19 protein-coding genes are annotated in these 21,654 nt (G+C 65.4%); 11 read left to right on the top strand and 8 right to left on the bottom strand.

Annotation, left to right across the window (positions count from 1 at the left end):
- Positions 1–14 precede the first annotated feature (14 nt).
- Positions 15–1,418: a glutamate--tRNA ligase gene (gene gltX / locus HLH45_RS18570; protein WP_008576091.1), complete on the top strand. Its 1,404-nt coding sequence runs from the start codon at positions 15–17 to the stop codon at positions 1,416–1,418.
- Positions 1,419–1,431: 13 nt separating this feature from the next.
- Positions 1,432–1,938, top strand: a complete 507-nt coding sequence (locus HLH45_RS18565) for a transcriptional repressor (RefSeq protein WP_005912830.1) — start codon at positions 1,432–1,434, stop codon at positions 1,936–1,938.
- Between the two features lie 313 nt (positions 1,939–2,251).
- Here HLH45_RS18565 and HLH45_RS18560 read toward each other — a convergent pair whose 3' ends face one another.
- Entirely contained in the window at positions 2,252–2,893 is a 642-nt protein-coding gene (locus HLH45_RS18560) for a TetR/AcrR family transcriptional regulator (protein WP_008576090.1), read from the bottom strand.
- A 106-nt stretch (positions 2,894–2,999) separates the two neighbouring features.
- On the opposite strand from HLH45_RS18560, the gene HLH45_RS18555 reads away from it, so the two are divergent.
- Genes HLH45_RS18555 through HLH45_RS21955 form a run of 5 tightly spaced genes read left to right on the top strand, consistent with a single transcriptional unit; the run spans position 3,000 to position 9,675 of the window.
- On the top strand, positions 3,000–4,220 hold the full coding sequence (locus HLH45_RS18555) for an efflux RND transporter periplasmic adaptor subunit (RefSeq protein ID WP_033479040.1): 1,221 nt from the start codon (positions 3,000–3,002) through the stop codon (positions 4,218–4,220).
- Between the two features lie 16 nt (positions 4,221–4,236).
- Complete coding sequence (locus tag HLH45_RS18550) at positions 4,237–7,380, top strand: efflux RND transporter permease subunit (protein WP_046931895.1); 3,144 nt, start codon at positions 4,237–4,239, stop codon at positions 7,378–7,380.
- Position 7,381: 1 nt separating this feature from the next.
- Positions 7,382–8,887, top strand: coding sequence for an efflux transporter outer membrane subunit (locus HLH45_RS18545; protein WP_008571892.1), 1,506 nt, complete (start codon positions 7,382–7,384; stop codon positions 8,885–8,887).
- Positions 8,880–9,560 carry a TetR/AcrR family transcriptional regulator gene (locus tag HLH45_RS18540; RefSeq protein WP_008571891.1) on the top strand — a complete coding sequence of 227 codons (681 nt, stop codon included), beginning with the start codon at positions 8,880–8,882 and terminating at the stop codon, positions 9,558–9,560. Before HLH45_RS18545 ends, HLH45_RS18540 begins: the two co-directional genes overlap by 8 nt.
- Positions 9,550–9,675, top strand: coding sequence for a hypothetical protein (locus tag HLH45_RS21955; RefSeq protein WP_267475572.1), 126 nt, complete (start codon positions 9,550–9,552; stop codon positions 9,673–9,675). The genes HLH45_RS18540 and HLH45_RS21955 overlap by 11 nt, the downstream gene beginning before the upstream one ends.
- A gap of 61 nt (positions 9,676–9,736) precedes the next feature.
- On the opposite strand, the gene HLH45_RS18535 is transcribed toward HLH45_RS21955, so the two are convergent.
- Entirely contained in the window at positions 9,737–10,636 is a 900-nt protein-coding gene (locus HLH45_RS18535; RefSeq protein ID WP_171309851.1) for a LysR family transcriptional regulator, read from the bottom strand.
- 200 nt (positions 10,637–10,836) lie between these two features.
- Here HLH45_RS18535 and HLH45_RS18530 point away from each other — a divergent pair, with 200 nt between their 5' ends.
- Positions 10,837–11,307, top strand: a complete 471-nt coding sequence (locus HLH45_RS18530) for a (R)-mandelonitrile lyase (RefSeq protein ID WP_008571889.1) — start codon at positions 10,837–10,839, stop codon at positions 11,305–11,307.
- 108 nt (positions 11,308–11,415) lie between these two features.
- Here HLH45_RS18530 and HLH45_RS18525 read toward each other — a convergent pair whose 3' ends face one another.
- Complete coding sequence (locus HLH45_RS18525) at positions 11,416–12,324, bottom strand: AraC family transcriptional regulator (RefSeq protein WP_011348053.1); 909 nt, start codon at positions 12,322–12,324, stop codon at positions 11,416–11,418.
- 224 nt (positions 12,325–12,548) lie between these two features.
- Between HLH45_RS18525 and HLH45_RS18520 the strand changes: the two genes are divergently transcribed.
- Positions 12,549–12,752 carry a hypothetical protein gene (locus tag HLH45_RS18520; protein ID WP_014090619.1) on the top strand — a complete coding sequence of 68 codons (204 nt, stop codon included), beginning with the start codon at positions 12,549–12,551 and terminating at the stop codon, positions 12,750–12,752.
- A 320-nt stretch (positions 12,753–13,072) separates the two neighbouring features.
- Here the strand turns inward: HLH45_RS18520 and HLH45_RS18515 are convergent, their stop codons facing one another.
- Entirely contained in the window at positions 13,073–13,987 is a 915-nt protein-coding gene (locus tag HLH45_RS18515) for a LysR family transcriptional regulator (protein WP_008571887.1), read from the bottom strand.
- Positions 13,988–14,086: 99 nt separating this feature from the next.
- Between HLH45_RS18515 and HLH45_RS18510 the strand changes: the two genes are divergently transcribed.
- Together HLH45_RS18510 and HLH45_RS18505 are read left to right on the top strand one after the other, a co-directional pair.
- The gene (locus HLH45_RS18510) at positions 14,087–15,304 is read left to right on the top strand and encodes an MFS transporter (RefSeq protein WP_014090618.1); all 1,218 of its coding nucleotides are present in this window, start codon (positions 14,087–14,089) and stop codon (positions 15,302–15,304) included.
- 156 nt (positions 15,305–15,460) lie between these two features.
- Positions 15,461–16,492 (top strand): aldo/keto reductase, encoded by a 1,032-nt coding sequence (locus HLH45_RS18505; protein WP_008571885.1) that lies wholly within the window; start codon positions 15,461–15,463, stop codon positions 16,490–16,492.
- An 82-nt stretch (positions 16,493–16,574) separates the two neighbouring features.
- Here HLH45_RS18505 and HLH45_RS18500 read toward each other — a convergent pair whose 3' ends face one another.
- The 4 genes from HLH45_RS18500 to HLH45_RS18485 all read right to left on the bottom strand — a co-directional run bounded on the left by HLH45_RS18500 (position 16,575) and on the right by HLH45_RS18485 (position 21,509).
- Positions 16,575–17,171: a hypothetical protein gene (locus tag HLH45_RS18500; protein ID WP_008571884.1), complete on the bottom strand. Its 597-nt coding sequence runs from the start codon at positions 17,169–17,171 to the stop codon at positions 16,575–16,577.
- A 1-nt stretch (position 17,172) separates the two neighbouring features.
- Complete coding sequence (locus tag HLH45_RS18495; RefSeq protein ID WP_008571882.1) at positions 17,173–18,993, bottom strand: S8 family serine peptidase; 1,821 nt, start codon at positions 18,991–18,993, stop codon at positions 17,173–17,175.
- Positions 18,994–19,102: 109 nt separating this feature from the next.
- Positions 19,103–19,711 carry a hypothetical protein gene (locus tag HLH45_RS18490; RefSeq protein WP_033478573.1) on the bottom strand — a complete coding sequence of 203 codons (609 nt, stop codon included), beginning with the start codon at positions 19,709–19,711 and terminating at the stop codon, positions 19,103–19,105.
- A 1-nt stretch (position 19,712) separates the two neighbouring features.
- Positions 19,713–21,509 carry a S8 family peptidase gene (locus tag HLH45_RS18485; RefSeq protein WP_033478572.1) on the bottom strand — a complete coding sequence of 599 codons (1,797 nt, stop codon included), beginning with the start codon at positions 21,507–21,509 and terminating at the stop codon, positions 19,713–19,715.
- Between the last annotated feature and the right edge of the window lie 145 nt (positions 21,510–21,654).

Here is a 21,654-nt window from a genome sequence, read left to right as displayed (position 1 = left end):
CCGCCGAGCGCTCCATGACCTGCCGCACCCGTTTCGCCCCCAGCCCCACCGGTTACCTGCACATCGGCGGCGCCCGCACCGCCCTGTATTGCTGGCTGGAGGCGCGCCACCGCGGCGGGCAGTTCGTGCTGCGCATCGAAGACACCGACCGCGAGCGCAGCACCCAGGCGGCCATCGACGCCATCCTGGAAGCGATGGACTGGCTGGGCCTGGGCTACGACGAAGGCCCGATCTACCAGACCCAGCGCATCGCGCGCTACCAGGAGGTTGCCGAGCAGTTGCTCGCGCAGGGCAAGGCGTATTACGCCTACGAAACCCGCGAAGAGCTCGACGCCATGCGCGAGGCCGCCATGGCCAAGCAGGAAAAGCCGCGTTACAACGGCGCTGCCCGCGAGCAGAACCTGCCGTATCGCGACGACCCCAACCGGGTCATCCGCTTCAAGAATCCCATCGGCGGCACGGTAGTGTTCGAGGACCTGATCAAGGGGCGCATCGAGATCGCCAACAGCGAGCTCGACGACATGGTGATCTTCCGCCCGGACGGCTTCCCCACCTACAACTTCGCAGTGGTGGTGGACGACTGGGACATGGGCATCACCGAGGTGATCCGCGGCGACGACCACATCAACAACACTCCGCGCCAGATCAATATCTACGAAGCACTGGGCGCACCGGTGCCCAGGTTCGCGCACATGCCGATGATCCTGGACGAGCAGGGCGCCAAGCTGTCCAAGCGCACCGGCGCGGCCGACGTCATGCAGTACAAGGACGCCGGCTATCTGCCGCATGCGCTGATCAATTACCTGGCGCGCCTGGGCTGGTCGCATGGCGACCAGGAGCTGTTCACCCGGCAAGAATTGCTGGACCTGTTCGACGTCAAGGACGTCAATTCCAAGGCCGCGCGCCTGGACATGGCCAAGCTCGGCTGGGTCAATCAGCATTATCTGAAGACCGACGACCCGGCCAGCATCGCCCCGCAGTTGGAATACCAGCTTGCCAAGCTCGGTGTGGACATCGCCGCCGGCCCGGCCGCCGCCGATGTGGTGGTGGCCTTGCGCGAGCGCGTGCAGACCTTGAAGGAAATGGCCGAGAAAGCCGTGGTCTGGTACCAGCCGCTGGAAACCTATGACGAAGCGGCGGTGATGAAACACCTCAAGCTTGGCGCCGAGGTGCCGCTGGGCAAGGCGCGCGAGCTGCTGGCTGCCGTGGATGCGTGGAGCGTCGAAAACGTCTCGGCTGCGCTGCACGACGCTGCTGCCGCGCTGGAACTGGGCATGGGCAAGATCGCCCAGCCGCTGCGCGTGGCCATCACCGGCACCCAGGTCAGCCCGGATATTTCGCAAACGGTGTACCTGGCCGGACGCGAGGGTGCCTTGAAACGCATCGATGCGGCACTCATCAAGATTGGAGCGGCCTGACGCCGGAGCCTGTATGACCAAGCACACCCACGCACCAGACCTCGCCTGCACTGCACCGCATCACCACGTCGACGATGCCAACGGTTTCGTGCGCGCAGTGGAGCGTGCCTGCAGCGAACGCGGCCTACGGCTGACGCCGATCCGCGCGAACGTGCTGCGGCTGATCGCCGACGCCGGCAAGCCGGTCAAGGCCTATGAACTGCTGGACTGGGTGCGCGAAGGCAAGGGCGTCGGCGCCGACGCCCCGCCCACGGTGTACCGCGCGCTGGATTTCCTCATGGCCAACGGCTTCGTGCACAAGCTCGAATCGGTCAATGCATTCGTCGCCTGCCACCACCCCAACAGCGCCCAGCATTCGGTGCCGTTCCTGATCTGCGACCGCTGCCACAGCGCGGTGGAGCTGGAAGATCGCGACGTGGTGTCGCAACTGGAAGCCCGCGCCAAGGCGCTGGGTTTCCAGCCGCAGGCACAGACGCTGGAAGTGCATGGCCTGTGCGCGAAATGCGCAGTGGCGGAGTAACCAGCCGCTAGGTCGTGCCTGGACGCGGCCTGTTCCAAGGCGCTGGTGGCGCAATGCCCGGGCGGCAACATGCGTGCGATGGCAACGTGTTCAAGCGCAAGCGCGCCACCGTTAAATCGCTGCAGCAGCATTCCTGCGCCGGCCGCACAGCGCAGCCTCGCTGCCCGGTTGCGTCATGCGGTGATGATGCTGCTGCGCTCAAGCCAGCGGCGCGGCAAGGCAGTTAGACGCCTGAGTGGATTGCAGGCCTGGCGTCCGTACGCGCGCACTGCGCCTCGTCGCGCAGTGCAATGCAGTGAAGTCGCAAAGGGCGTCACGCCGCCTTGCCTGCCTTGCCGCCATACGCGGCCAGAAACGTCTGCACCGCACGTCGCGTCGCGTCGCGCAGAAACTCGGGCGTGGGGTCTTTGAGTGCGCCAAACAGGCAGGGCATCAAGGTTTCCGATTCCAGCAAGGCCGCGTACTGGTGGGCGGCAAGCAGGGTGTCTTGGCAATGGAGCAGGCCGCAATCCACCTGTGCCTGCAGGTATTCGGCGAAGCGCTGTATGCCTTCTTCCTGGCCGGCGCTGAAATACAGTGCGCCGACCGCCGATCTGCCGGATACCCCGATGATGGTCTGCCAGCTGGTGATGTTGGGCGGGGCGCACAGGAAGGTCAGCACATCCTCGCCGAAGCGCTGCAGAGCCTCATCGACCGGGCCGCTGCTTTGCGAAAGCGCATGCAGCAATGGGTCGAAATAGCGGTCGGACATGTCCTTGGCAACGGCCACGAACAGCTCTTCCTTTGACGGAAAGTAGCCATACAGCGTGCGCTTGGAGCCGCCTACGCGGGCGGCGATCTGCGACATCGACGCGCCCTCGAAGCCCAGCTCGAGGAAGACCTCGCTGGCTGCCTGGACGATGGCCTCGCGTTTTTCTTCGGTTCTGACCCGCATCAGGTTCTCCCAATAATTCATAAGTATACCGACTGGGCAGAAATGCTTGACGGCCACGGATGTGCTTATTAGGATACCGAACCGTACCGTTTAGATTTAATCATCACACCTCCTGCGGAGACTGCCCGTGCGTGCTCATGCCTCGTTTCGCCTGTCGTTGCTTGCTGTTGCTGTTGCCGTTGCCGCCACCGCCCTGCTCAGTGCCTGCGGCAGCCCACCGGGAGGTCCGCCGCCGCAGGAAGGCACTCCGGAAATGGGCGTGCTGACCGTCAAGCAGCAACCGGTGACGCTCACCACCGAATTACCGGGGCGCACTGTTCCGTACCTGATCGCCGAAATTCGTCCGCAGGTGGGCGGCATCATCCAGTCGCGCCAGTTCACCGAAGGCGGCGACGTCAAGGCTGGCCAGACCCTGTACCAGATCGATCCGGCCCAGTACCGCGCCAGCTATGCCAGCGCGCAGGCGTCCCTGGCCAAGGCCGAGGCGACCCTGCGCACCGCGCAGCTCAAGGCCGAGCGCTACAAGGAACTGGCGCAGATCAAGGCGATCAGCCAGCAGGAAGGCGACGACACCGATGCCGCGCTAGGCCAGGCCAAGGCCGACGTGGCAGCCGGCAAGGCGAGCGTGGAAACCGCGCGCATCAACCTGGCGTTTGCGCGGCTCGACGCACCCATCTCCGGACGCATCGGCCGCTCCAGCGTGACCCCGGGTGCCCTGGTGACCGCCAACCAGGCCACGGCGCTGACCACCATCCAGCAGCTGGACCCGATCTACATTGACGTCACCCAGCCCAGCAGTGCGGTGTTGCGCCTGCGGCAGGCGATGGCGCGCGGCGATCTGGAACAAGCCGGCGACGGTGCGGCCAAGGTGTCGCTGTTGCTGGAAGACGGCAGCACCTACCCGTTGCAGGGGCACCTGGCGTTCTCCGACGTGACCGTCGACCAGAACACCGGCTCGATCACCCTGCGCGCGGTCTTCCCCAACCCGAACGCCGAGCTGTTGCCAGGCATGTACGTGCGCGCGGTGCTGCAGGAAGGCGTCAAGGAGCAGGGCATGCTGGTGCCGCAACAGGCGGTCTCGCGCAACGGCGCGGGCAAACCCACGGCCTTTGTCGTCGCCGCCGACCACAAGCTGCAGTTGCGCGTGCTGGAAACCGATCGCGCGGTCGGCGACCAGTGGTTGGTGCGCAGCGGCCTGAAGCCCGGCGAGCAGGTGGTCGTCGAAGGCGCATCGCGCGCACGCGATGGCATCGTGGTCAAGACCGTGCCGTGGCAGCCCAAGGCCACACCCGCCGCCGGCAATGTTGCCGGTCCTGCCGCCCCGACCGCACCGCGTGCGGCCAACTAAGGCGGGATCACACGTCATGGCACGTTTCTTCATCGATCGTCCGATCTTCGCCTGGGTGTTGGCCATCATCGTGATGCTGGCCGGCATCCTGTCCATCGCCACCTTGCCGATCGCACAATACCCCAGCATCGCACCGCCGGCAGTCGCCATCGCCGCCAACTACCCGGGCGCCTCGGCGCAGACGCTGGAAGACACCGTCACCCAGGTCATCGAGCAGAAGATGAAGGGGCTGGACCACCTCAGCTACATGGCGTCCACCAGCGAATCCAGCGGGGCGGTGACCATCACCCTGACCTTCGAAAACGGCACCGATCCGGACACCGCGCAGGTGCAGGTGCAGAACAAGTTGTCGCTGGCCACGCCGTTGTTGCCGCAGGAAGTGCAGCAGCAGGGCGTGACGGTGACCAAGTCGGCCACCAACTTCCTCAACGTGCTGGCCTTTACGTCCGAAGACGGCAGCATGAGCGATTCGGACCTGTCCGATTACGTGGCTGCCAACGTGCAGGAAACCATCAGCCGCGTCGAAGGCGTGGGCGACACCACCTTGTTCGGTTCGCAGTACGCGATGCGGGTGTGGATGGACCCCAACAAGCTGAGCAATTTCAGCCTCACGCCCGTGGATGTGCGCAACGCGATCCAGGCGCAGAACGCGCAGATTTCCGCCGGCCAGTTGGGCGCGTTGCCGGCGGTGGCCAACCAGCAGCTCAACGCCACCATCACTGCACAGACCCGGCTGAAGACCGCCGAGCAATTCGAAAACATCCTGCTGCGCACGCAGTCCGATGGCTCGCAGGTGCGCTTGGGCGATGTGGCGCGCATCGAGCTGGGCAGCGAAAGCTACAACACGGTGGGCCGCTACAACGGCAAGCCGGCGGCCGGTCTGGCGATCAAGCTGGCGACCGGCGCCAATGCGCTGGACACGGTGCGCGCAATCGACAAGAGCCTGGAAGAGCAGGAAAAGTTCTTCCCGCCCGGCATGAAGGTGCAAAAGCCGTACGACACCACGCCGTTCGTGCGCATCTCCATCGAACAGGTGGTGCACACGCTGGTGGAAGCGGTGGTGCTGGTGTTCCTGGTGATGTACCTGTTCCTGCAGAACTTCCGCGCCACCCTGATCCCGACCATTGCGGTGCCGGTGGTGCTGCTGGGCACCTTCGGTGTGCTTGCGGCGTTCGGTTTCACCATCAATACCCTGACCATGTTCGCGATGGTGCTGGCGATCGGTTTGCTGGTGGACGATGCCATCGTGGTGGTGGAAAACGTCGAACGCGTGATGAGCGAGGAGCAGTTGTCGCCCAAGGACGCCACGCGGAAATCGATGGACCAGATTTCCGGCGCGTTGATCGGCGTGGCGCTGGTGCTGGCGGCGGTGTTCGTCCCAATGGCGTTTTTCAGCGGATCCACCGGCGTGATCTACCGGCAGTTCTCGATCACGATCGTCTCGGCGATGACCTTGTCGGTGCTGGTGGCGATGATCCTGACCCCGGCCTTGTGCGCCACCTTGCTCAAACCGGTGCACAAGGGACACGGCCTGGCGACCACCGGGTTCTTCGGTTGGTTCAACCGCCTGTTCGATCGCGGCAACACCGGCTACCAGGGCGTGGTACGGCACATGCTTGGCAAGGGCTGGCGCTACATGCTCGCCTACGCGGCGTTGCTGGCCTTGGTGGTGTTCGGGTTCATGAAATTGCCGGTGGGATTCCTGCCGGACGAAGACCAGGGCACCTTGTTCGTGCTGGTGCAGTTGCCGCCCGGTGCCACCAACGCGCGCACCAGCGAGGTGCTCAAGCAGGTGGAGCATCATTTCCTGGTCGACCAGAAGGATTCGGTTGCCGGTGTCTTCGCCGTGACCGGTTTCAGTTTTGCCGGTAGCGGCCAGAACGTGGGCTTTGCCTTCGTCAAGTTGCGGCCGTGGGACGAGCGCACCGGCAAGGGCCAGAGCGTCACCGACGTGGCGGCCAGGGCCGGGGCATTTTTTGCCGGTATCCGCGATGCCAAGGTGTTTGCGTTCGCGCCGCCTGCGGTGTCGGAGTTGGGCAATGCCACCGGCTTCGATCTGATGCTGCAGGACCGCGCCAACCTGGGTCACGCAGCGCTGATGCAGGCGCGCAATCAATTGCTGGCCGAACTGTCGCAAGACAAGCGCCTGGTGGCGGTGCGCCCGAATGGCCAGGAAGACACGCCGGAGTTCAAGCTGGAAATCGACCCGCATAAAGCGCAGGCGATGGGCGTGTCGATCTCCGACATCAACGATACCTTTTCCAGCGCATGGGGCAGCACCTACGTCAACGACTTCATCGACAAGGGCCGGGTCAAGAAGGTGATGCTGCAGGCCGATGCGCCTTACCGCATGAACCCGCAGGACATCGACCATTGGTTCGTGCGCAACAGCGCCGGCACCATGGTGCCGTTCAACGCCTTCGCCACGGCAAGCTGGCAATCCGGCTCGCCGCGCCTGGAGCGCTACAACAGCGTGCCGTCGATGGAGATCCTGGGCATGGCGTTGCCGGGTGCGGCCTCCAGCGGCGAGGCGATGCAGATCGTCGAAGCCGCAGCCGCCAAGCTCCCTCCGGGCATCGGTTTCGAGTGGACCGGGTTGTCGCGGCAGGAAAAAGCCTCGTCCGGTCAGACCGGGCTGTTGTACAGCGTCTCGATCCTGATCGTGTTCCTGTGCCTGGCCGCGTTGTACGAAAGCTGGGCGATTCCGTTCTCGGTGATTCTGGTGGTGCCGCTGGGCGTGTTCGGCACGCTGCTGGCAGCGATGCTGACCTGGAAAATGAACGATGTGTACTTCCAGGTGGGCTTGCTCACCACCATTGGCCTAGCATCGAAGAACGCGATCTTGATCGTGGAGTTCGCAAGGGAATTGCACGAGGGCGGCAAGAGCCTGGTGGCTGCGGCATTGGAAGCGGCGCGCATGCGCTTGCGGCCGATCCTCATGACCTCGCTGGCCTTCATCCTCGGCGTGGTGCCGCTGGTGTTGACCAGTGGCGCCGGCGCCGGCGCGCAGCACGCGCTGGGCACGGCGGTGATCGGCGGCATGCTCTCCGGCACGGTGCTGGCGATCTTCTTCGTGCCGCTGTTCTTCGTGCTGGTGTGCGGCCTGTTCCAGCGCCGTCCACAGCCTGCCTCGCCCGCACCGCAACCGACAGGACACTGACATGACCACGATTCGCACGACACTCTGCGCGCTTGGCGTGGCCAGCGTGCTGTCCGGTTGCACGCTGATGCCGCGCTACACACGGCCCGACGCACCGGTGCCAGCGCAATTTGCCGGCACCGACGTGTCGGCAGCCCCTCCGGCTGCCACTGCCGATAGCGGCAGCGCCGCCGACGCCGCGTACATTGCCGATATCGGCTGGCGCCAGGTCTTCACCGACCCGGCGCTGCAGCAGGTGATTGCGCTGGCCTTGGACAATAACCGCGACCTGCGCGTGGCCGCGCTCAATATCGAGGTGGCACGCGCGCAATATCGGGTGGACCGCGCCGCGCTGCTGCCCGCCATCGAGGGCACCGGCACCGCCAACAATGCGCGCACGCCCTCGGAGCTTGCCATTCCCGGCCAGCCGCAGGTGTTCCGCACCTACAGCGCCAACATCGGCGTCAGTGCCTATGAGCTGGACCTGTTCGGCCGCGTGCGCAGCCTGAAAGAACAGGCGTTGCAGCAATTCCTGTTCACCGCCGAGGCACGCCGCAGTACGCATATCAGCCTGGTGGCAGAAGTGGCCACCGCCTATCTGACCTTGGCGGCCGACCAGCAGTTGCTGCAGCTGGCGCAATCCACCCTGGCCAGCCAGAGCGAAAGTTATCGCCTGCAGCAGCGCAGCTTCGAACTGGGCGCGGCCTCGCAACTGACCTTGCGTCAGGCGCAGACCACGGTGGAAACCGCACGCGTGGATGTGGAGCGCTACACCGCGCAGGTGGCGCAGGATCGCAATGCCCTGGTGCTGCTGGTCGGCACGCAAGTGCCGGTGGAATTGCTGCCGCATGCACTGCCCGACAACGCGAGCGTGGAAGGCAATGTGTTGGCCAGCGTGCCGGCCGGCTTGCCGTCGCAGTTGCTGCAACGTCGCCCCGACATTCTGGAAGCCGAGCGCAACTTGCGTGCGGCCAACGCCAATATCGGTGCGGCGCGGGCAGCGTTCTTCCCCAGCATCAGCCTGACCGCATCGACCGGTTCGTCCAGCAGTAGCCTGTCCAGGCTATTCGATGCCGGGACGCGTGCCTGGAGCTTCGTGCCCACGCTGACCTTGCCGATCTTCAATGCCGGGCGCAATCGCGCCAATCTGGACATGGCCAAGGCCAACCGCGATATCGAGGTGGCGCGCTACGAAAAGTCGATCCAAAGCGCGTTCCGCGAGGTCTCCGACGCGTTGGCGCAGCGCGACACGCTGGGCAGGCAACTGCAGGCGCAGCAAGCGCTGGTGGATGCCACTGCCGATAGCTACCGATTGTCGCAGGCGCGTTTCGAACGCGGCATCGACAGCTATCTGCAGGCGCTGGATGCGCAGCGTTCGCTGTACAGCGCGCAGCAGACCTTGATCAACACCCAGCTGTCGCGCTTCACCAACCTGGTGACGTTCTACAAGGCCATGGGCGGGGGCTGGCTGCAAACCGCTGCGCCCACTGCCGCCGCGGCCCCGGTAGCGGAGCCGCCGCGTGGATGACGACGCACCGTCGGTTGCGCCCAGGCGTGCGCCGCACGACAAGCGTGGCGCCATCCTGGCGGCGGCACGCGTGCTGTTTCAGCAGCACGGCTTCGACAGGACCAGCATGGACACCATCGCCGAGCGCGCGATGGTGTCCAAGGCCACGGTATATGCGCATTTCGCGTCCAAGGAGGTGCTGTTCCGCACCACCCTGGAAGCGCTGGCGCAGGCCTCGCCCAATCGCTGGACGGCCTTGCTGGAGCTGCAGGGGCCGCTGGAGCAACGCCTGACTGCGGTAGCCGATGCAGTGCTGCGCGTGTCTGCCAGCAGCATGCGGGATGATGCCGCGTATGGCCTGGTACGCCCGCCACTGCTGCCTGGCCAGGTGCGCGAGGAAATGTGGACGCTGTGCTTCGAGCGCTACGACACCATGATGCGCACGCTGTTGGCGCGCGAGGTGCAACGCGGCGCATTGGTGATCGAGAACCTGCCCGATGCATCGGTGCATTTTTTCGGATTGATGACCGGGCGGCCGGCCACCGCTGCCGCGCGCGGCGATGCGCCAGAGGCGCAATCGGTGCAGCTGGATGCGTATGTCAGCGGCGCGGTGGCATTGTTCCTGCGGGCGTATCGTGCGAACCCGACGGCTCCGACAACGCAAGGCAGGCGCGAAGTGCCGAGTGGTTTCTAGTGAGGGCTTGACCTTGAGCGACGAGGATCTTGCGCGTCTCCAGCAGGCGCTGGATGCGGTGGCGATTGTCGGTGCGCGTTACAGCCCGGAGCGGCAGAAACTCATCGGCAAATAACGTCAGCGGTCATGCCTGCCGCACGCGTCATCGCGCCCGGGCAGGCTCTGTACGAGCGTGGTCAACGCACCAGATCGTGCCGCAATGCATCGATCACGACCTTTAGTGCGCTGGAGGATTGGCGGCGGCTGGGGTAGTAGGCGTAATAGCCTGCAAACGGCTCGCACCAGTCTTCCAGCACGCGGCGCAGCCGGCCGGCGGCCACGTGCTCCAGCACCATGGTCTCCGGCAGAAAGGCCAGGCCGCCGCCTGCCAGTGCAGCGCGCAGGATGGCGCTGCTGCCATTGAAGGTCCTTTGCCCATCCACGCGCACCTTCACTTCGCGCCCGTCCTTGTCGAAATCCCACGGCAGCAAACCGCCGTGGGTGGGCAGGCGTAGACCGATGCAATTGTGCTGCGCCAGATCGGCCGGTACTGCCGGGATGGTGTGGTGCACGAAATACCCCGGCACTGCCACCACAGCCATGCGCTGCATCGGGCTGATCGGTACCGCGATCATGTCCTTGGCGACCTGATCGCCGAGCCGGATGCCGATGTCGTAGCGTTCTGCAACGATGTCGGCCAGGCCGTAGTCGACGGTCAGTTCGACCTTGAGGTCCGGGTAGTCTGGCAGCACCTTCGACAATGCCGGCCAGATGTAGGCATCGGCGGCATGGCCGGCGGTGGTGATGCGGATGGTGCCGGCCGGCTTATCGCGGAAGTCGGTGAGCGCGGACAACTGCGCGTCGATCTCTTCCAGGCGCGGTGCCACGGTTTCGAACAGGCGTGCCCCGGCTTCGGTCATCGCCACGCTGCGCGTGGTGCGGGTCAACAGGCGAATGCCCAGCCGCGTCTCCAGTGCGCGCACGGTGTGGCTGAGTGCCGACTGCGAGAGGCCCAGTTGCGCGGCGGCACGGGTGAAGCTGCCTTCGCGCGCTACCGTGACGAACACCTGCAGGTCATTGAGATTTTCCCGTGCCATTGCCACCAATGCCCGCGTCAGGCATGCCATTCATGCGGCTGCATCATGCGCGAATGTGCGTGATGGCTTCAATGCAGCAGCAGGCACTCCGCGGCGCTGCGGATTGATGCGCCGTGTTTCTAGGAGCATGCGCGGTTAGCCGGTTAGTGGCCTCGGGCAAGCGCGCTACAGTTCGAACACTCGAATCAAGGAGCACTGCAATGAATCTGTTCGCGACTGCAATGTCGTTGTCGATGATGGCCGCCGTGGTTCCTGATGAGGCCGCGAGACCGATCAGGGTGAGCAAGGCGGGTGGGGCGCCGTCGGCAGTGGGGTCGGCCGAGTATTTCGCCGGCAAGGTGCGCATCGACGCACCGTTCCAGGCCGAAGCACCGGCACGCGTCGGCGGCGCCACCGTCACCTTCGAGCCGGGCGCGCGCACCGCATGGCATACCCATCCGCTGGGCCAGACGCTGATCGTGACCGCCGGCGCCGGGCGCGTGCAGGAGTGGGGCAAGCCGGCGCAGCAGATCCGCCCGGGCGATATCGTGTGGATTCCGCCCGGCGTCAAGCATTGGCACGGTGCCAATGCCAACGTGGCGATGACGCATATCGCCATTGCCGAATCGCAGGACGGCACGCCCGTCACCTGGCTGGAGCAGGTGAGCGAGGCGCAATATGCGGCTGAGTAGACAGCGGTGATGCCGATGCTGGCGCGGTGATGATGCCGTCTCGGCGTGAGTGGACGCTGCGGCGGATTGCCGGGGCTGCTGCGCGGCCCGCGCTGCGCCCGGCAGACCTCACGCCGCTTCGGTGGCGTCCTGCGCGTTGGCACGCAGCCGTTGCGCATCGCGCGCGGGCGAGATGCCGAGGATGCGTGCGTAGTCGCGACTGAACTGCGATGCGCTCTCATAGCCAACCCGGAAGCCGGCGTCGGCAGCGGTCAGCGCCTCGGCGACCATCAGGCGGCGCGCTTCGTGCACGCGCAGCTGCGAGCGGTATTCCAGTGGCGTCATCGTGGTCACCGCCTTGAAATGCGCATGGAAGGTGGAGCGGCTCATCGCCGAGAGATCGGCGATCTGCTCGATGCTGAAGCGCTGCGCATAGTGCTCGCGCAACCACACGATGGCCCTGGAAATCTGGTTGAGCCGGCTGTCGGCGATGGCCATCTGGCGCACTGCCGCATTGGCCGGGTCGGCCATCAGGCGGTACAACAGTTCGCGCACGATCAGGGGGGCGAGCGCGGCAATTTCATGCGGTCGATCGAGCAGACGCGCCAGCCGTAACGCTGCGTCCTGCAACTGCGGCGTGCTGCGATTGAGTAGCAGCCCGGCCGATGCCGCATCGCGCTGCGTGTCCACCAGCTCCGGATGATTGATCGCCAGCTCGCTGAGCACCGCGGTGTCCAGGTCCAGGCAGAAACATAGGTATGGTTGCGCGCTGCTGGCTTGGATCACCGAGCCGACGATGGGCAGATCCACCGACGCCACCAGGTACATCTGCGGGTGATAGACGTACGCCTGCGCGCCCAGCATTGCCTGCTTGCGGCCTTGCGCCACCAGACACAGCATGGGTGTATAGACAGTGGGCATGGCCACTGTCGGCGCTGCGCTACGCATGATCTGCAATCGGGCGATCTGCGTGGGATGCATGCCGTCGCCAGGCGCATGACGCAGCAAGATCGTGCTCAATTCGGTCAGCGAAGACATGCGAAAACCCGTCGACGATGCGATGCGGCCCGGCCGCGAGGGCACCGATCGTACAAGAGTGCAGGTGGTGTGGGCGGCAAGGTCCATCGCGCGGGCGGTGGGCTTGCGCCCGATGGACAGCGCGGCAGCAGTCGTGGCCGCCTGCGCGTGAACTGCGTCGGCCCTGATAGGGCGATCACAGGCCGGCCGTATCATGGCGAGGTCTCTCGCATTCACTTGCTGCCATGCCCGCAAAACGTTCCAGCTTTCCAACGCCGACCAGCCCGGCAGAGTGGAAGCGGCTCCAAGCCGCTGCCGCCACCGAATTGGCGCGGCGCACCGCACAGGCGCATCTGCAGATCCTGGGGCTGTTGCGGACGCATGGACATCTATTGAGCGATGCGCAGCGGCGTAGCCTGCACAAACGCCTGCTGCGCGGCGGGCGTTGATCTGCGGGAGCGATTGCCTCGGCGGTTGCGCACGCTGCCGGCCTCAGCTTGTGGTCGTGCACGGTCATGCCGATAGCACGATGCAGCAGCTCGCCAGTCACCTCATGCGACCGAAGGCTGCGCGTTCGGGCCGCCAGCCAGTCGCGCAGTCGGGGCGCGTGAGACGCAGCGACCATGCATCGATGCCGCCGTTTCCGATGGTGACTGGCATGCCGCAAACGGCGCCCTACACCTGCTCGCAGTCGCGGCAGGCGCGTTTCGCTGCAGCGCCTTCCGCACGGCAACCGCCGGTGCCGGCCGGTCCCATGCGCGCGGCGGCGTTATGTCGCCAGGTCCCAAGGCGGCTGCTCGCCCAGCCGCTCCAGCAGGAAATCCACGAACGCACGCACGCGCGGCGGTTGCAGCTGGCGCGCCGGCGTCACTGCGCTGATGTGCGAGGTGGGCGGGGGGTAGTCGCGCATCACTTCGACCAGGCGGCCGCTGCGCAATTCGTCGGCGATGTGCCAGTACGAATGCACCGCGATGCCCTGGCCGGCGACCACGGCGTCGCGCACCAGCTCGCCGAAGTTGCTTTCGAAGCGGCTCTGCATGCGCACGCGCACCAGCCCACCGTCGGGCGTTTGCAATGTCCACACGTCCTGGCGGCCGTCACGGCCCATCAGCAACACGCCGGCGTGCTGTGCAAGTTCGTCCGGCGTGCGCGGTGTGCCGTGACGCTGCAGATAGGCGGGCGAGGCCGCCAGGGTACGGCGGTTGTCGGCAATGCGCCGGGCCACCAGCCCGGAGTCTTCCAGCGGTCCGATCCGGATCGCCAGATCGAAGCCCTGTTTGACCAGGTCCACCAGGTCGTCGCTCAGGTGCGCGCTGATGCGCAGGCGCGGATGGCGGGCCTGGAATTCCGGCAGCAGCGGCGACACGTATTGCCGCCCGAATGAGGCGGACATGGTCATGCGCAGCACGCCACCCACGTCGTGCGCGCTTTCGCGCAGATCCTCGGCCAGCGCGTCCAGATCTTCCACCAGCACGCGGCCACGTTCGGCCAGCCGCTGCCCTTCGGCAGTGGGATGCAGGCGGCGCGTGGTCCGGTGCAGCAGGCGCACGCCCAATTCGCGTTCCAGGCGCTTGAGACGCTGGCTGGCCACCGCCACCGACAGATCCAGGCTACGCGCGCCTGCGGTGATCGAGCCCAGGTCGAGCACGCGCAAGAACAGGGCAATATCGCCAAGACGGTCCATGCGATTGTCAATGATTGCTTGAAAGTGAATCAGGATAGCAGGGCTTTCTGTAAGTAAACGCAGGGCGCAGGCTGTGCGCAGTCCTCCCTGGCCATGCCCATGTCCAATCTCACCTCTGCGCGTGCGTCGCGCTTTCCGCCGGCATTGCTGGCATTGACCATCGGTGCCTTCGGCATTGGCACGACCGAATTCGTGATCATGGGGCTGCTGCAGCAGGTGGCCGCCGATCTGGGCGTTTCGCTCAGCGCGGCAGGCCTGTTGATCAGCGGTTATGCGCTGGGCGTGTTCGTCGGTGCGCCGGTGCTGACCCTGGCCAGCGCACGCCTGCCGCGCAAGGCGGTGCTGATCGGGCTGATGCTGATCTTCACCGTCGGCAACGTGGCCTGCGCGCTGGCGCCGGACTACACCAGCCTGATGCTCGCGCGGGTGCTGACGTCGCTGGCCCACGGCACGTTTTTCGGCGTCGGCGCCGTGGTGGCGACGTCGCTGGTGCCGGCCGAACGCCGTGCATCGGCCATCTCGCTGATGTTCGCCGGGCTGACCGTGGCCACCTTGCTCGGGGTGCCGGCCGGTGCTTGGCTGGGCCTGCAACTGGGCTGGCGCGCGACCTTCTGGGCGGTGGCAGCGATCGGCGTGCTGGCCACTGCCGCGGTCGCGGTGTGGGTACCGGCCACGGCAGGTGCTGCCACGCCGGTGTCGTGGCGGCAGGAAGTGGCGGTGTTGCAGCGGGGGCAGGTGCTGCTGGCGCTGGCGATCACGGTGGTGGGCTACGCCGGCGTGTTCGCGGTGTTCACCTACATCCAGCCGCTGCTGCTGCAGGTCACCGGCCTTGCGCAATCGGCAGTGTCGCCGGTGCTGCTGGTGTTCGGCGTGGGCATGATCGTCGGCAATCTGCTCGGTGGCCGGCTGGCAGACCGTCGCCCCACCGCGGCCCTGCTGGGTAGCCTGGCCGCCCTGGTGGTGGTGCTCGGCGCGCTGGGGTGTGTCCTGCACAGCAAGGCCGCCATGGTGGCCTTTGTCGGGCTATTGGGCGTGGCCGCCTTTGCCACCGTGGCGCCACTGCAGTTGCGCGTGCTGGAACACGCGCGTGGCGCCGGCCAGAACCTGGCCTCCAGCCTCAACATCGCCGCCTTCAACCTGGGCAATGCGCTGGGCGCATGGCTGGGTGGCGTGGTGATCGCCACGCAGGCGGGCCTGGCCGCAACGCCCTGGGTGGCCGCGCTGTTGAGTGCCATCGGGCTGGGCATGGCGCTATGGAGCGTGCAGTTGCAACGCCGCCGCGCGACTGCGCCACTGGCCTGTACGCAGATGGGGTGAGGTGATCGCGCGCTGGTCATTCGCCGGGTTGGCGCAGTGCGCCTCAGGCGGCATTCGAGGCGCATAAACACTGGTTTCGCGCCCAGCATTCCACAAGCGCGAGCGGCCAGCGGTCACCCAACGCATCTCTCATTCAACGTTACCAAGGAATTCTCAATGGAAACCCGTCTACTGGGCCGTTCCGGTTTCAAGCTGCCCGTGCTTGGCCTGGGGGCCGGCACGTTCGGCGGCAAGGGGCCGCTGTTTTCTGCATGGGGCGATACCGATGTGGCGCAGGCGCGGCGCATGATCGATGTGTGCCTGGATGCAGGGCTCAACCTGTTCGATACCGCCGATGTGTACTCCGATGGCGCATCCGAAGACATCCTTGGCCAGGCCCTGCAGGGCCGCCGCGATCAGGTGATTCTCTCGACCAAGACCGGCCTGCGCCTGGGCGATGGCCCCAACGATGCCGGCGCCTCGCGTTTCCGTTTGCTGCGTGCGGTGGAGGCCTCCTTGCGGCGTTTGCGCACCGACTACATCGATCTGCTGCAGCTGCACGCCTTCGATGCGATGACGCCGATGGAAGAGACCCTGTCCACGCTGGATGGCTTGGTGCGCGCGGGAAAGGTGCGCTATCTGGGCGCGTCCAATTATTCCGGGTGGCAGCTGATGAAGTCGCAGGCGGTGGCCGATGCGCACGGCTGGAGCCGCTTTGTCGCCAACCAGACGTATTACTCGCTGGCCGGGCGCGACTACGAATGGGAGCTGATGCCGCTGGGTATCGACCAAGGTATCGGTGCGGTGGTGTGGAGCCCGCTCGGTTGGGGGCGGCTGACCGGCAAGCTGCGGCGTGGGCAGCCATTGCCACAACACAGCCGTCTGCACGCCACCGCCGCGGCCGGCCCGGCGATCGACGATACGCGCTTGTTCGACATCGTCGATGCGCTCGACGTCATCGCCGCAGAGACCGGCCGCAGCGTGCCGCAGATCGCCATCAACTGGCTGCTGCAGCGGCCGACCGTGAGCACGGTGCTGATTGGTGCACGCAACGAGGCGCAACTGCGCGAAAACCTCGGTGCGGTGGGGTGGTCGTTGACCGACGACCAGCGTGCCCGCCTGGATCAGGCCAGCGCGGTGGAGCCGCCGTACCCGTACTACCCCTATTGGCGCGGGCAGTTTGCAGAGCGCAGCCCGCTGCCGCTGTAAGGCGGGCTGCGCCGACGCGCCACGCTGCAACACACTGCAGCAGCGTGGCACGCGTGACTGCCGCGGTTCTCGCGCAGTGGCGTCACAACGGCCGTGCCGCCGGAACGACCACTTCCGGCTTGATCGCGCCCACGCCGTTGCTGCCTTGCAGCTGGCGGCAATTGTCCAATGCGGTCATCGCCGAGGCATAGCCGATCATCGCGCTGCCGTCGGTGGCGGAGGCATAGATCAGCCAGCCGCCCGTACGCGTGGCCAGTGCGCGCGCGATGGCTGGCGTGGTCTCGAACAATTTGATCGAAGCGCCGAGCAATGCCGGCTGGCCGCTCCGCATTTCCAGCGCGGCAACGACGGTCGCCGGTGGTTCGCTGCGCACGGTGCGCGCGACCGCGTTCGCCGCGCCGCTGGTGTCCAGGTAGATCGCGTAGCGATCGACGCGGGCAACCGGTGCGTTCGCGCTGGCCTGCGTGCTTGCTAGCGTTTGCGTGGCGGCCGTACCGCGCGTGGTGTCGGCCAGCTGTACCACTGCCGCTGGAATCAGCCGGAAACTGGCACGGTCCACCACCACGGTTTGCCCGGTTGCGGCAGCCCGCAGGCGGGCGCGATCGAACACCTGTGCCGAGGCGGGTGCAGACATGCTGGCGGCAACGACGCACAGCAATGTGATCAGAGAAGTTTTCATGTCAGTGGCCCACCACGCGCATTTCGAATTGCTGCAGTTGTTCCTTGCCGTTATCGGCGAGCATGTCGTCCACCTCCAATGTCCAGCGACCGGCGGCCGCCTCATCCAGGAAGGCATTGCTGGAGGTCAGGAAGACCACGAAGCCATCGCCCGGATCGAGCGTGGAAAACGGCGTCATCACGGTGCTGCGGGTGCCGCTGGGCGAGACCAGCACGGCGCGCAGTTGACGAGGATTCTTGTGCGTCCCCGCGAAGTACAGCTGTACGCTTTCCACCTTGAAGGACTGCTTGATGTCGATCGCCAATCGCGCTGGCGAACCGATGCCGCCGATGGTGCTGCTCTTGCCGTCATAGACGGTCCACTCGGTGTCTTGCATTGCAGGCAGCGGAGTGAAATGCATCGCACGCTCCACCGCCGCGGCTGCATCCACCAAGCCGAAGCCATACCAGTTGCTGAAACGGTGGCCGGCCGCGTTGGTGATCCAGGCGGGCTCGATCACGGCGTCCTTGTAGAACGCCTTGGCTTGATGGGGATCGACCTGCACCGCCGTCGTCGCCAGGATGTATTTGACATCGCGCAGCGTCAGTTGCGGGTTGGCGCCCAGCATCAGCGCTGCGACGCCTGCAACCGTCGGTGTGGCGGCAGAGGTGCCGTTCATGCGTGCGCTGTAGTTGCACGAGGCATCGATCTTTGAGTGGCTGGTATCCAGCGCGTTCTGCGGCGCACGCGTGCGATCGCGGTTATTGCCTGCCGCGCATCCGCTCAGATCGGTCGTCACGATCGCCGGTGAGAAGAATGGTTGCGGTCCCTGTGCAGCGAGCAGTGTATAGAACGGACTGTAAGTCTCAGGATGCGGGTCGAAGCGACGCTGGAACCCAAATTCGCCGGAGAGACCGGACACCCACACTGCGGATCCGGGCGAGGAATAACTCGCACGCACACCGTCGGCGTTGACCGCACCGACCACAATCATGGTGGTCAGGCTGTTGAGGTTGTCGATATTGGCGCTGCTGCAGGCGACGCCAAGCTGCCGGGTCTGGTCGCTGCAGCGATCGATCAGCTTGCCCTGTGCATCCACATCAAGCAGCGTATTGAAATCATTGCCGGCTGCCTTGACGTAGATGCCGCCCTTGCCGCCACGCTGGGCACGCATCATTTTTTCCAGAGAGCGCTGCTCGTCGAGATCGCTGAATGGATAGACCGCTGTCGAGATGCCGAAGCTGTTGTTGAACACGTCCATCGCACGGGCTTCCGGGCCATCGCCCCAGGAGTAACGGATATCGACGTACTGCTTGCTGCCATCGACTATGGAAAGTGCATTGAAGCCAGCTACATTCGCCTCCGGCGCAACACCGCGTCCACCCAGCCCGTTCCATCCGCGTGCCGCGATGATGCCGGCGACCGCGGTGCCGTGGTCATTGTCGATTTCATCCGCAGGCGGCGTCGGATCGTTGGAACCATTCAAGAAGTTATGCGAGCCGCCGGCAACGATGTTGTCGACGAGATCCTCATGCGCAATCTCAAGCCCGCCATCGATGACCGCCACCTTGACTCCGGCTCCGCGAATGCCAAGCGTGTGCAGGATGTCCACATCCAGATCGACGCCTGGCCGTGGACGCTGGTCGCCGAACACCGGCTGGCCTTGATTGAGCAGATGCCATTGGTAGCGGAACAACGGGTCGCTGGCATTGTTTGTGTTCTGGGTGGTCTTGATCGGCGCGTCAACGCCGGTTGCTGCAGCATCGGCTGTCAGCGAGAAGGGCCCGAGCGCCAGCAGGCACGCGCAAAGCAGCGGCAATCGCCGCAGGGGAGACAGTGTCATGGCATGGTATCGGTCATGGGGGCGCACGCCAGATGCAGGTGCCGGCCAAACCGGCCGGCAGGCTGCCTGACGTGAAACGGCCGCAGGGATCGGCCTGCGGCCGATGTACTTACATCGTTTGCATCACCGCCTGCATGACCACCAGCGCCGCCTGCGCGACACCGCTGCTGCGCTGCAGGCCGGGCAGTGCGCGCTGGGCCTGGTCCACCGATGCATAGGTGATCACCGCGCTGCCGTCCACCGTCGAGGTGTATGCAATGGTTCCGCCGGTGCTGGCAGCCAGCGATTTCGCAGTGGCGGGCGTGATACCGGTGAGTTTCACCTGCGGGTTGACCAGCACGACACGTCCGTTGCGCTCATTCACCGCAGCGGCGATGGGGCGTTCGGTGTTCGTGGCAAGACTGCGTGCGGCACCCGCAGGCGCATCCAGCACCACCGCATACGGCCCGATGCGCGCGGCGACCTTGTCGCTGGGGGCCACCGCACCCGTAATGCCGGCTTTGGCTGCCGACCGCTGCGCCGATATCGCGTTCCGTGGCGGCTTGTGCTCGCTCACCACCGTGGCCGGCAGCATGCGGAACATGTCCGGTCCGGACTTGAAACGCACGCCGGTCGCTGCCGCACGCAGGGTGTTGGCGTCCATGTATTGCACTGCCTGGGCAGCACCGGTTGCGGCGAGTGACAGCGTCAATAGGCAAGCAACAATCATCGGTTTCATATCAGTGCCCCACGATGCGAAGTTTGAAAGCGTTGAGTGCGACAGTGCTCCTGGGATCGCTCATGTCGGTCACTTCCAGGGTCCAGATGCCGCGCGATTTCTCGTCCAGAAACGCATTGCTGGAGGTCAGGTCGATATAGAACCCGGTCTGCGCATAAGCAGCCGGATCCAGGACGGAAAACGGCGTGGCGACAACGCTGCGCGTCCCGCTCGGCGACACCAGCACCACACGCAGGTTGGACGGCGTCTTGTGCGCCGACTGCAGCGACAGCTGCACCGCTTCCACCTTCATCGCCTGCTGCACACGGATGCGCAGTTTGCCCGGGCGCGCCGGGCCGCCGATCTGACTGGCGGCATCGGTGGAGCTGATCCATTGGGTATCGCGCATGGGCGGCAGGGGCGTGAAATAGCGCGCCTTGTAGACCGCGGCCGCGGCATCGGCCAGGCCGAAGCCGTACCAATTGCTGAAGCGGTGCCCGGCTGCGTTGGTGATCCAGCCCGGATCGATTACGCTGCCCTGGTAGACCGCCTGCGGCTGCCATGGGTCGATCTGGCGCGCGGTTGTCGCAAGGATATATTTGACGTCGCGTGCGCTCAGGCTCGCATTGGCACCGAGAATCAACGCAGCCACGCCAGACACCGTGGGCGCTGCAGCCGAGGTGCCGTTCATGACGGCGTTGTAGTTGCACGATGCGTCGATCTTCGACTTGCTGCCGTCCAATGCGTTGTAGACCACGTCGGGAGCTTCGACGTTGTCGCCAGCTGCGCAGCCGCTGAGATCGGTGGTGACAATCGCCGGGTCGTAGGCATAGGGGACTGCGTCCGGGTAAAAGGTGGACGCTGCGTCGGGATAGAACTTGCGTTGACGGCCGAACTCGCCGCCAAGACCGGAGACCCACAGCGCAGAGCCTGTGGACGAATACGAGGCGCGGGTGCCCTTGGCATTCAGACTGGCCACGACGATGGTTCCGGGCAGATTTGCCAACGGATCGATGTTGGCCAGCGAGCAGCCGACTTTCAATGCACGCGATTGTTCGCTGCAGATATTGACGGGGTTTCCGTTCTCGTCGGGCACAAGGAAGCGCAGGAAGCTATTGCCCGCAGATTTGACGTAAATGCCGCCAAGGCCTCCGCGTGTCGAAGCCATCAATGCTTCCCAGCTGCGCTGGTCTTCCAGCGGAAAATCCTGGTAGAACGGGGTAGTGGAACCCCAGCTGTTGTTGAAGACATCGATGTTGCGCGCCTCCGGGCCATCGCCCCATGCATACCGGATGCTGGCGTCGGTGACCGAAGAGTCGCGTGCAAGAAAGTCGAATCCTGCCAGTTGCACTTCTGGCGCTACGCCGCGTCCGCCGCGGCCATTCCAGCCCACCGCACCGATGATGCCGGCGACGGACGTGCCGTGACCATTGTTCGGGTCGATCGGCGTGGTGTCGTGTGACCCGTCGCCGAAATTGTGCGACCCGTTTGGCAGGATGTTGTCTGCCAGATCTTCATGGCCCAATTCCAGCCCATCGTCCACTACGCCGACCCGCACGCCGCGGCCGCGAATGCCCAGGGCATGCAGGATGTCGACATCCATGTCCACGCCGGCGACCGGACGGCTGTCGCCGATCACGGCCTGCCCCTGATTGGAGATATGCCACTGGTACCGCAGCAATGGGTCGTTGCCAGTGGCTTTCGCTGTGGCGCTATTGCTGGCGCTGGCGCTGGCAGTGGCCGGGGTGGCGGCAGCCGTTGCCTGGGTGGCAGCAAGTACCGACGGCGGCGTACTGCCGCTCAGGAGGACAACGATCAACAGCGCGAGAGGTCGCCTGCGAAGAGAGTTCATTCCGTTTGATTCCAGTCAAATGGGGGGCGCCGTCGAGTGACACACTCCTCCGTCAGGCCAACCGCGCGATCGGCCTTTGCAACTGCTCCACTCCACGAAGCTCGCGCCTGTG

This window comes from Xanthomonas euvesicatoria (assembly GCF_013112235.1).
GTDB classification, from domain to species: Bacteria; Pseudomonadota; Gammaproteobacteria; order Xanthomonadales; family Xanthomonadaceae; genus Xanthomonas; species Xanthomonas euvesicatoria.
Note: the sequence above shows the minus strand (reverse complement) of the source record. Positions and strands in the feature narration are given on the sequence as shown.

Coding starts and splice junctions, on each gene's coding strand:
- HLH45_RS18500 (WP_008571884.1), bottom strand. CDS start 17,171: ATGAAAACTTCTCTGATCACATTGCTGTGCGTCGTTGCCGCCAGCATG.
- HLH45_RS18560 (WP_008576090.1), bottom strand. CDS start 2,893: ATGAATTATTGGGAGAACCTGATGCGGGTCAGAACCGAAGAAAAACGC.
- HLH45_RS18515 (WP_008571887.1), bottom strand. CDS start 13,987: ATGGACCGTCTTGGCGATATTGCCCTGTTCTTGCGCGTGCTCGACCTG.
- HLH45_RS18565 (WP_005912830.1), top strand. CDS start 1,432: ATGACCAAGCACACCCACGCACCAGACCTCGCCTGCACTGCACCGCAT.
- HLH45_RS18520 (WP_014090619.1), top strand. CDS start 12,549: ATGCCCGCAAAACGTTCCAGCTTTCCAACGCCGACCAGCCCGGCAGAG.
- HLH45_RS18490 (WP_033478573.1), bottom strand. CDS start 19,711: ATGAAACCGATGATTGTTGCTTGCCTATTGACGCTGTCACTCGCCGCA.
- HLH45_RS18505 (WP_008571885.1), top strand. CDS start 15,461: ATGGAAACCCGTCTACTGGGCCGTTCCGGTTTCAAGCTGCCCGTGCTT.
- HLH45_RS18550 (WP_046931895.1), top strand. CDS start 4,237: ATGGCACGTTTCTTCATCGATCGTCCGATCTTCGCCTGGGTGTTGGCC.
- HLH45_RS18530 (WP_008571889.1), top strand. CDS start 10,837: ATGAATCTGTTCGCGACTGCAATGTCGTTGTCGATGATGGCCGCCGTG.
- HLH45_RS18525 (WP_011348053.1), bottom strand. CDS start 12,324: ATGTCTTCGCTGACCGAATTGAGCACGATCTTGCTGCGTCATGCGCCT.
- HLH45_RS18545 (WP_008571892.1), top strand. CDS start 7,382: ATGACCACGATTCGCACGACACTCTGCGCGCTTGGCGTGGCCAGCGTG.
- HLH45_RS18495 (WP_008571882.1), bottom strand. CDS start 18,993: ATGACACTGTCTCCCCTGCGGCGATTGCCGCTGCTTTGCGCGTGCCTG.
- gltX (WP_008576091.1), top strand. CDS start 15: ATGACCTGCCGCACCCGTTTCGCCCCCAGCCCCACCGGTTACCTGCAC.
- HLH45_RS18510 (WP_014090618.1), top strand. CDS start 14,087: ATGTCCAATCTCACCTCTGCGCGTGCGTCGCGCTTTCCGCCGGCATTG.
- HLH45_RS18535 (WP_171309851.1), bottom strand. CDS start 10,636: ATGGCACGGGAAAATCTCAATGACCTGCAGGTGTTCGTCACGGTAGCG.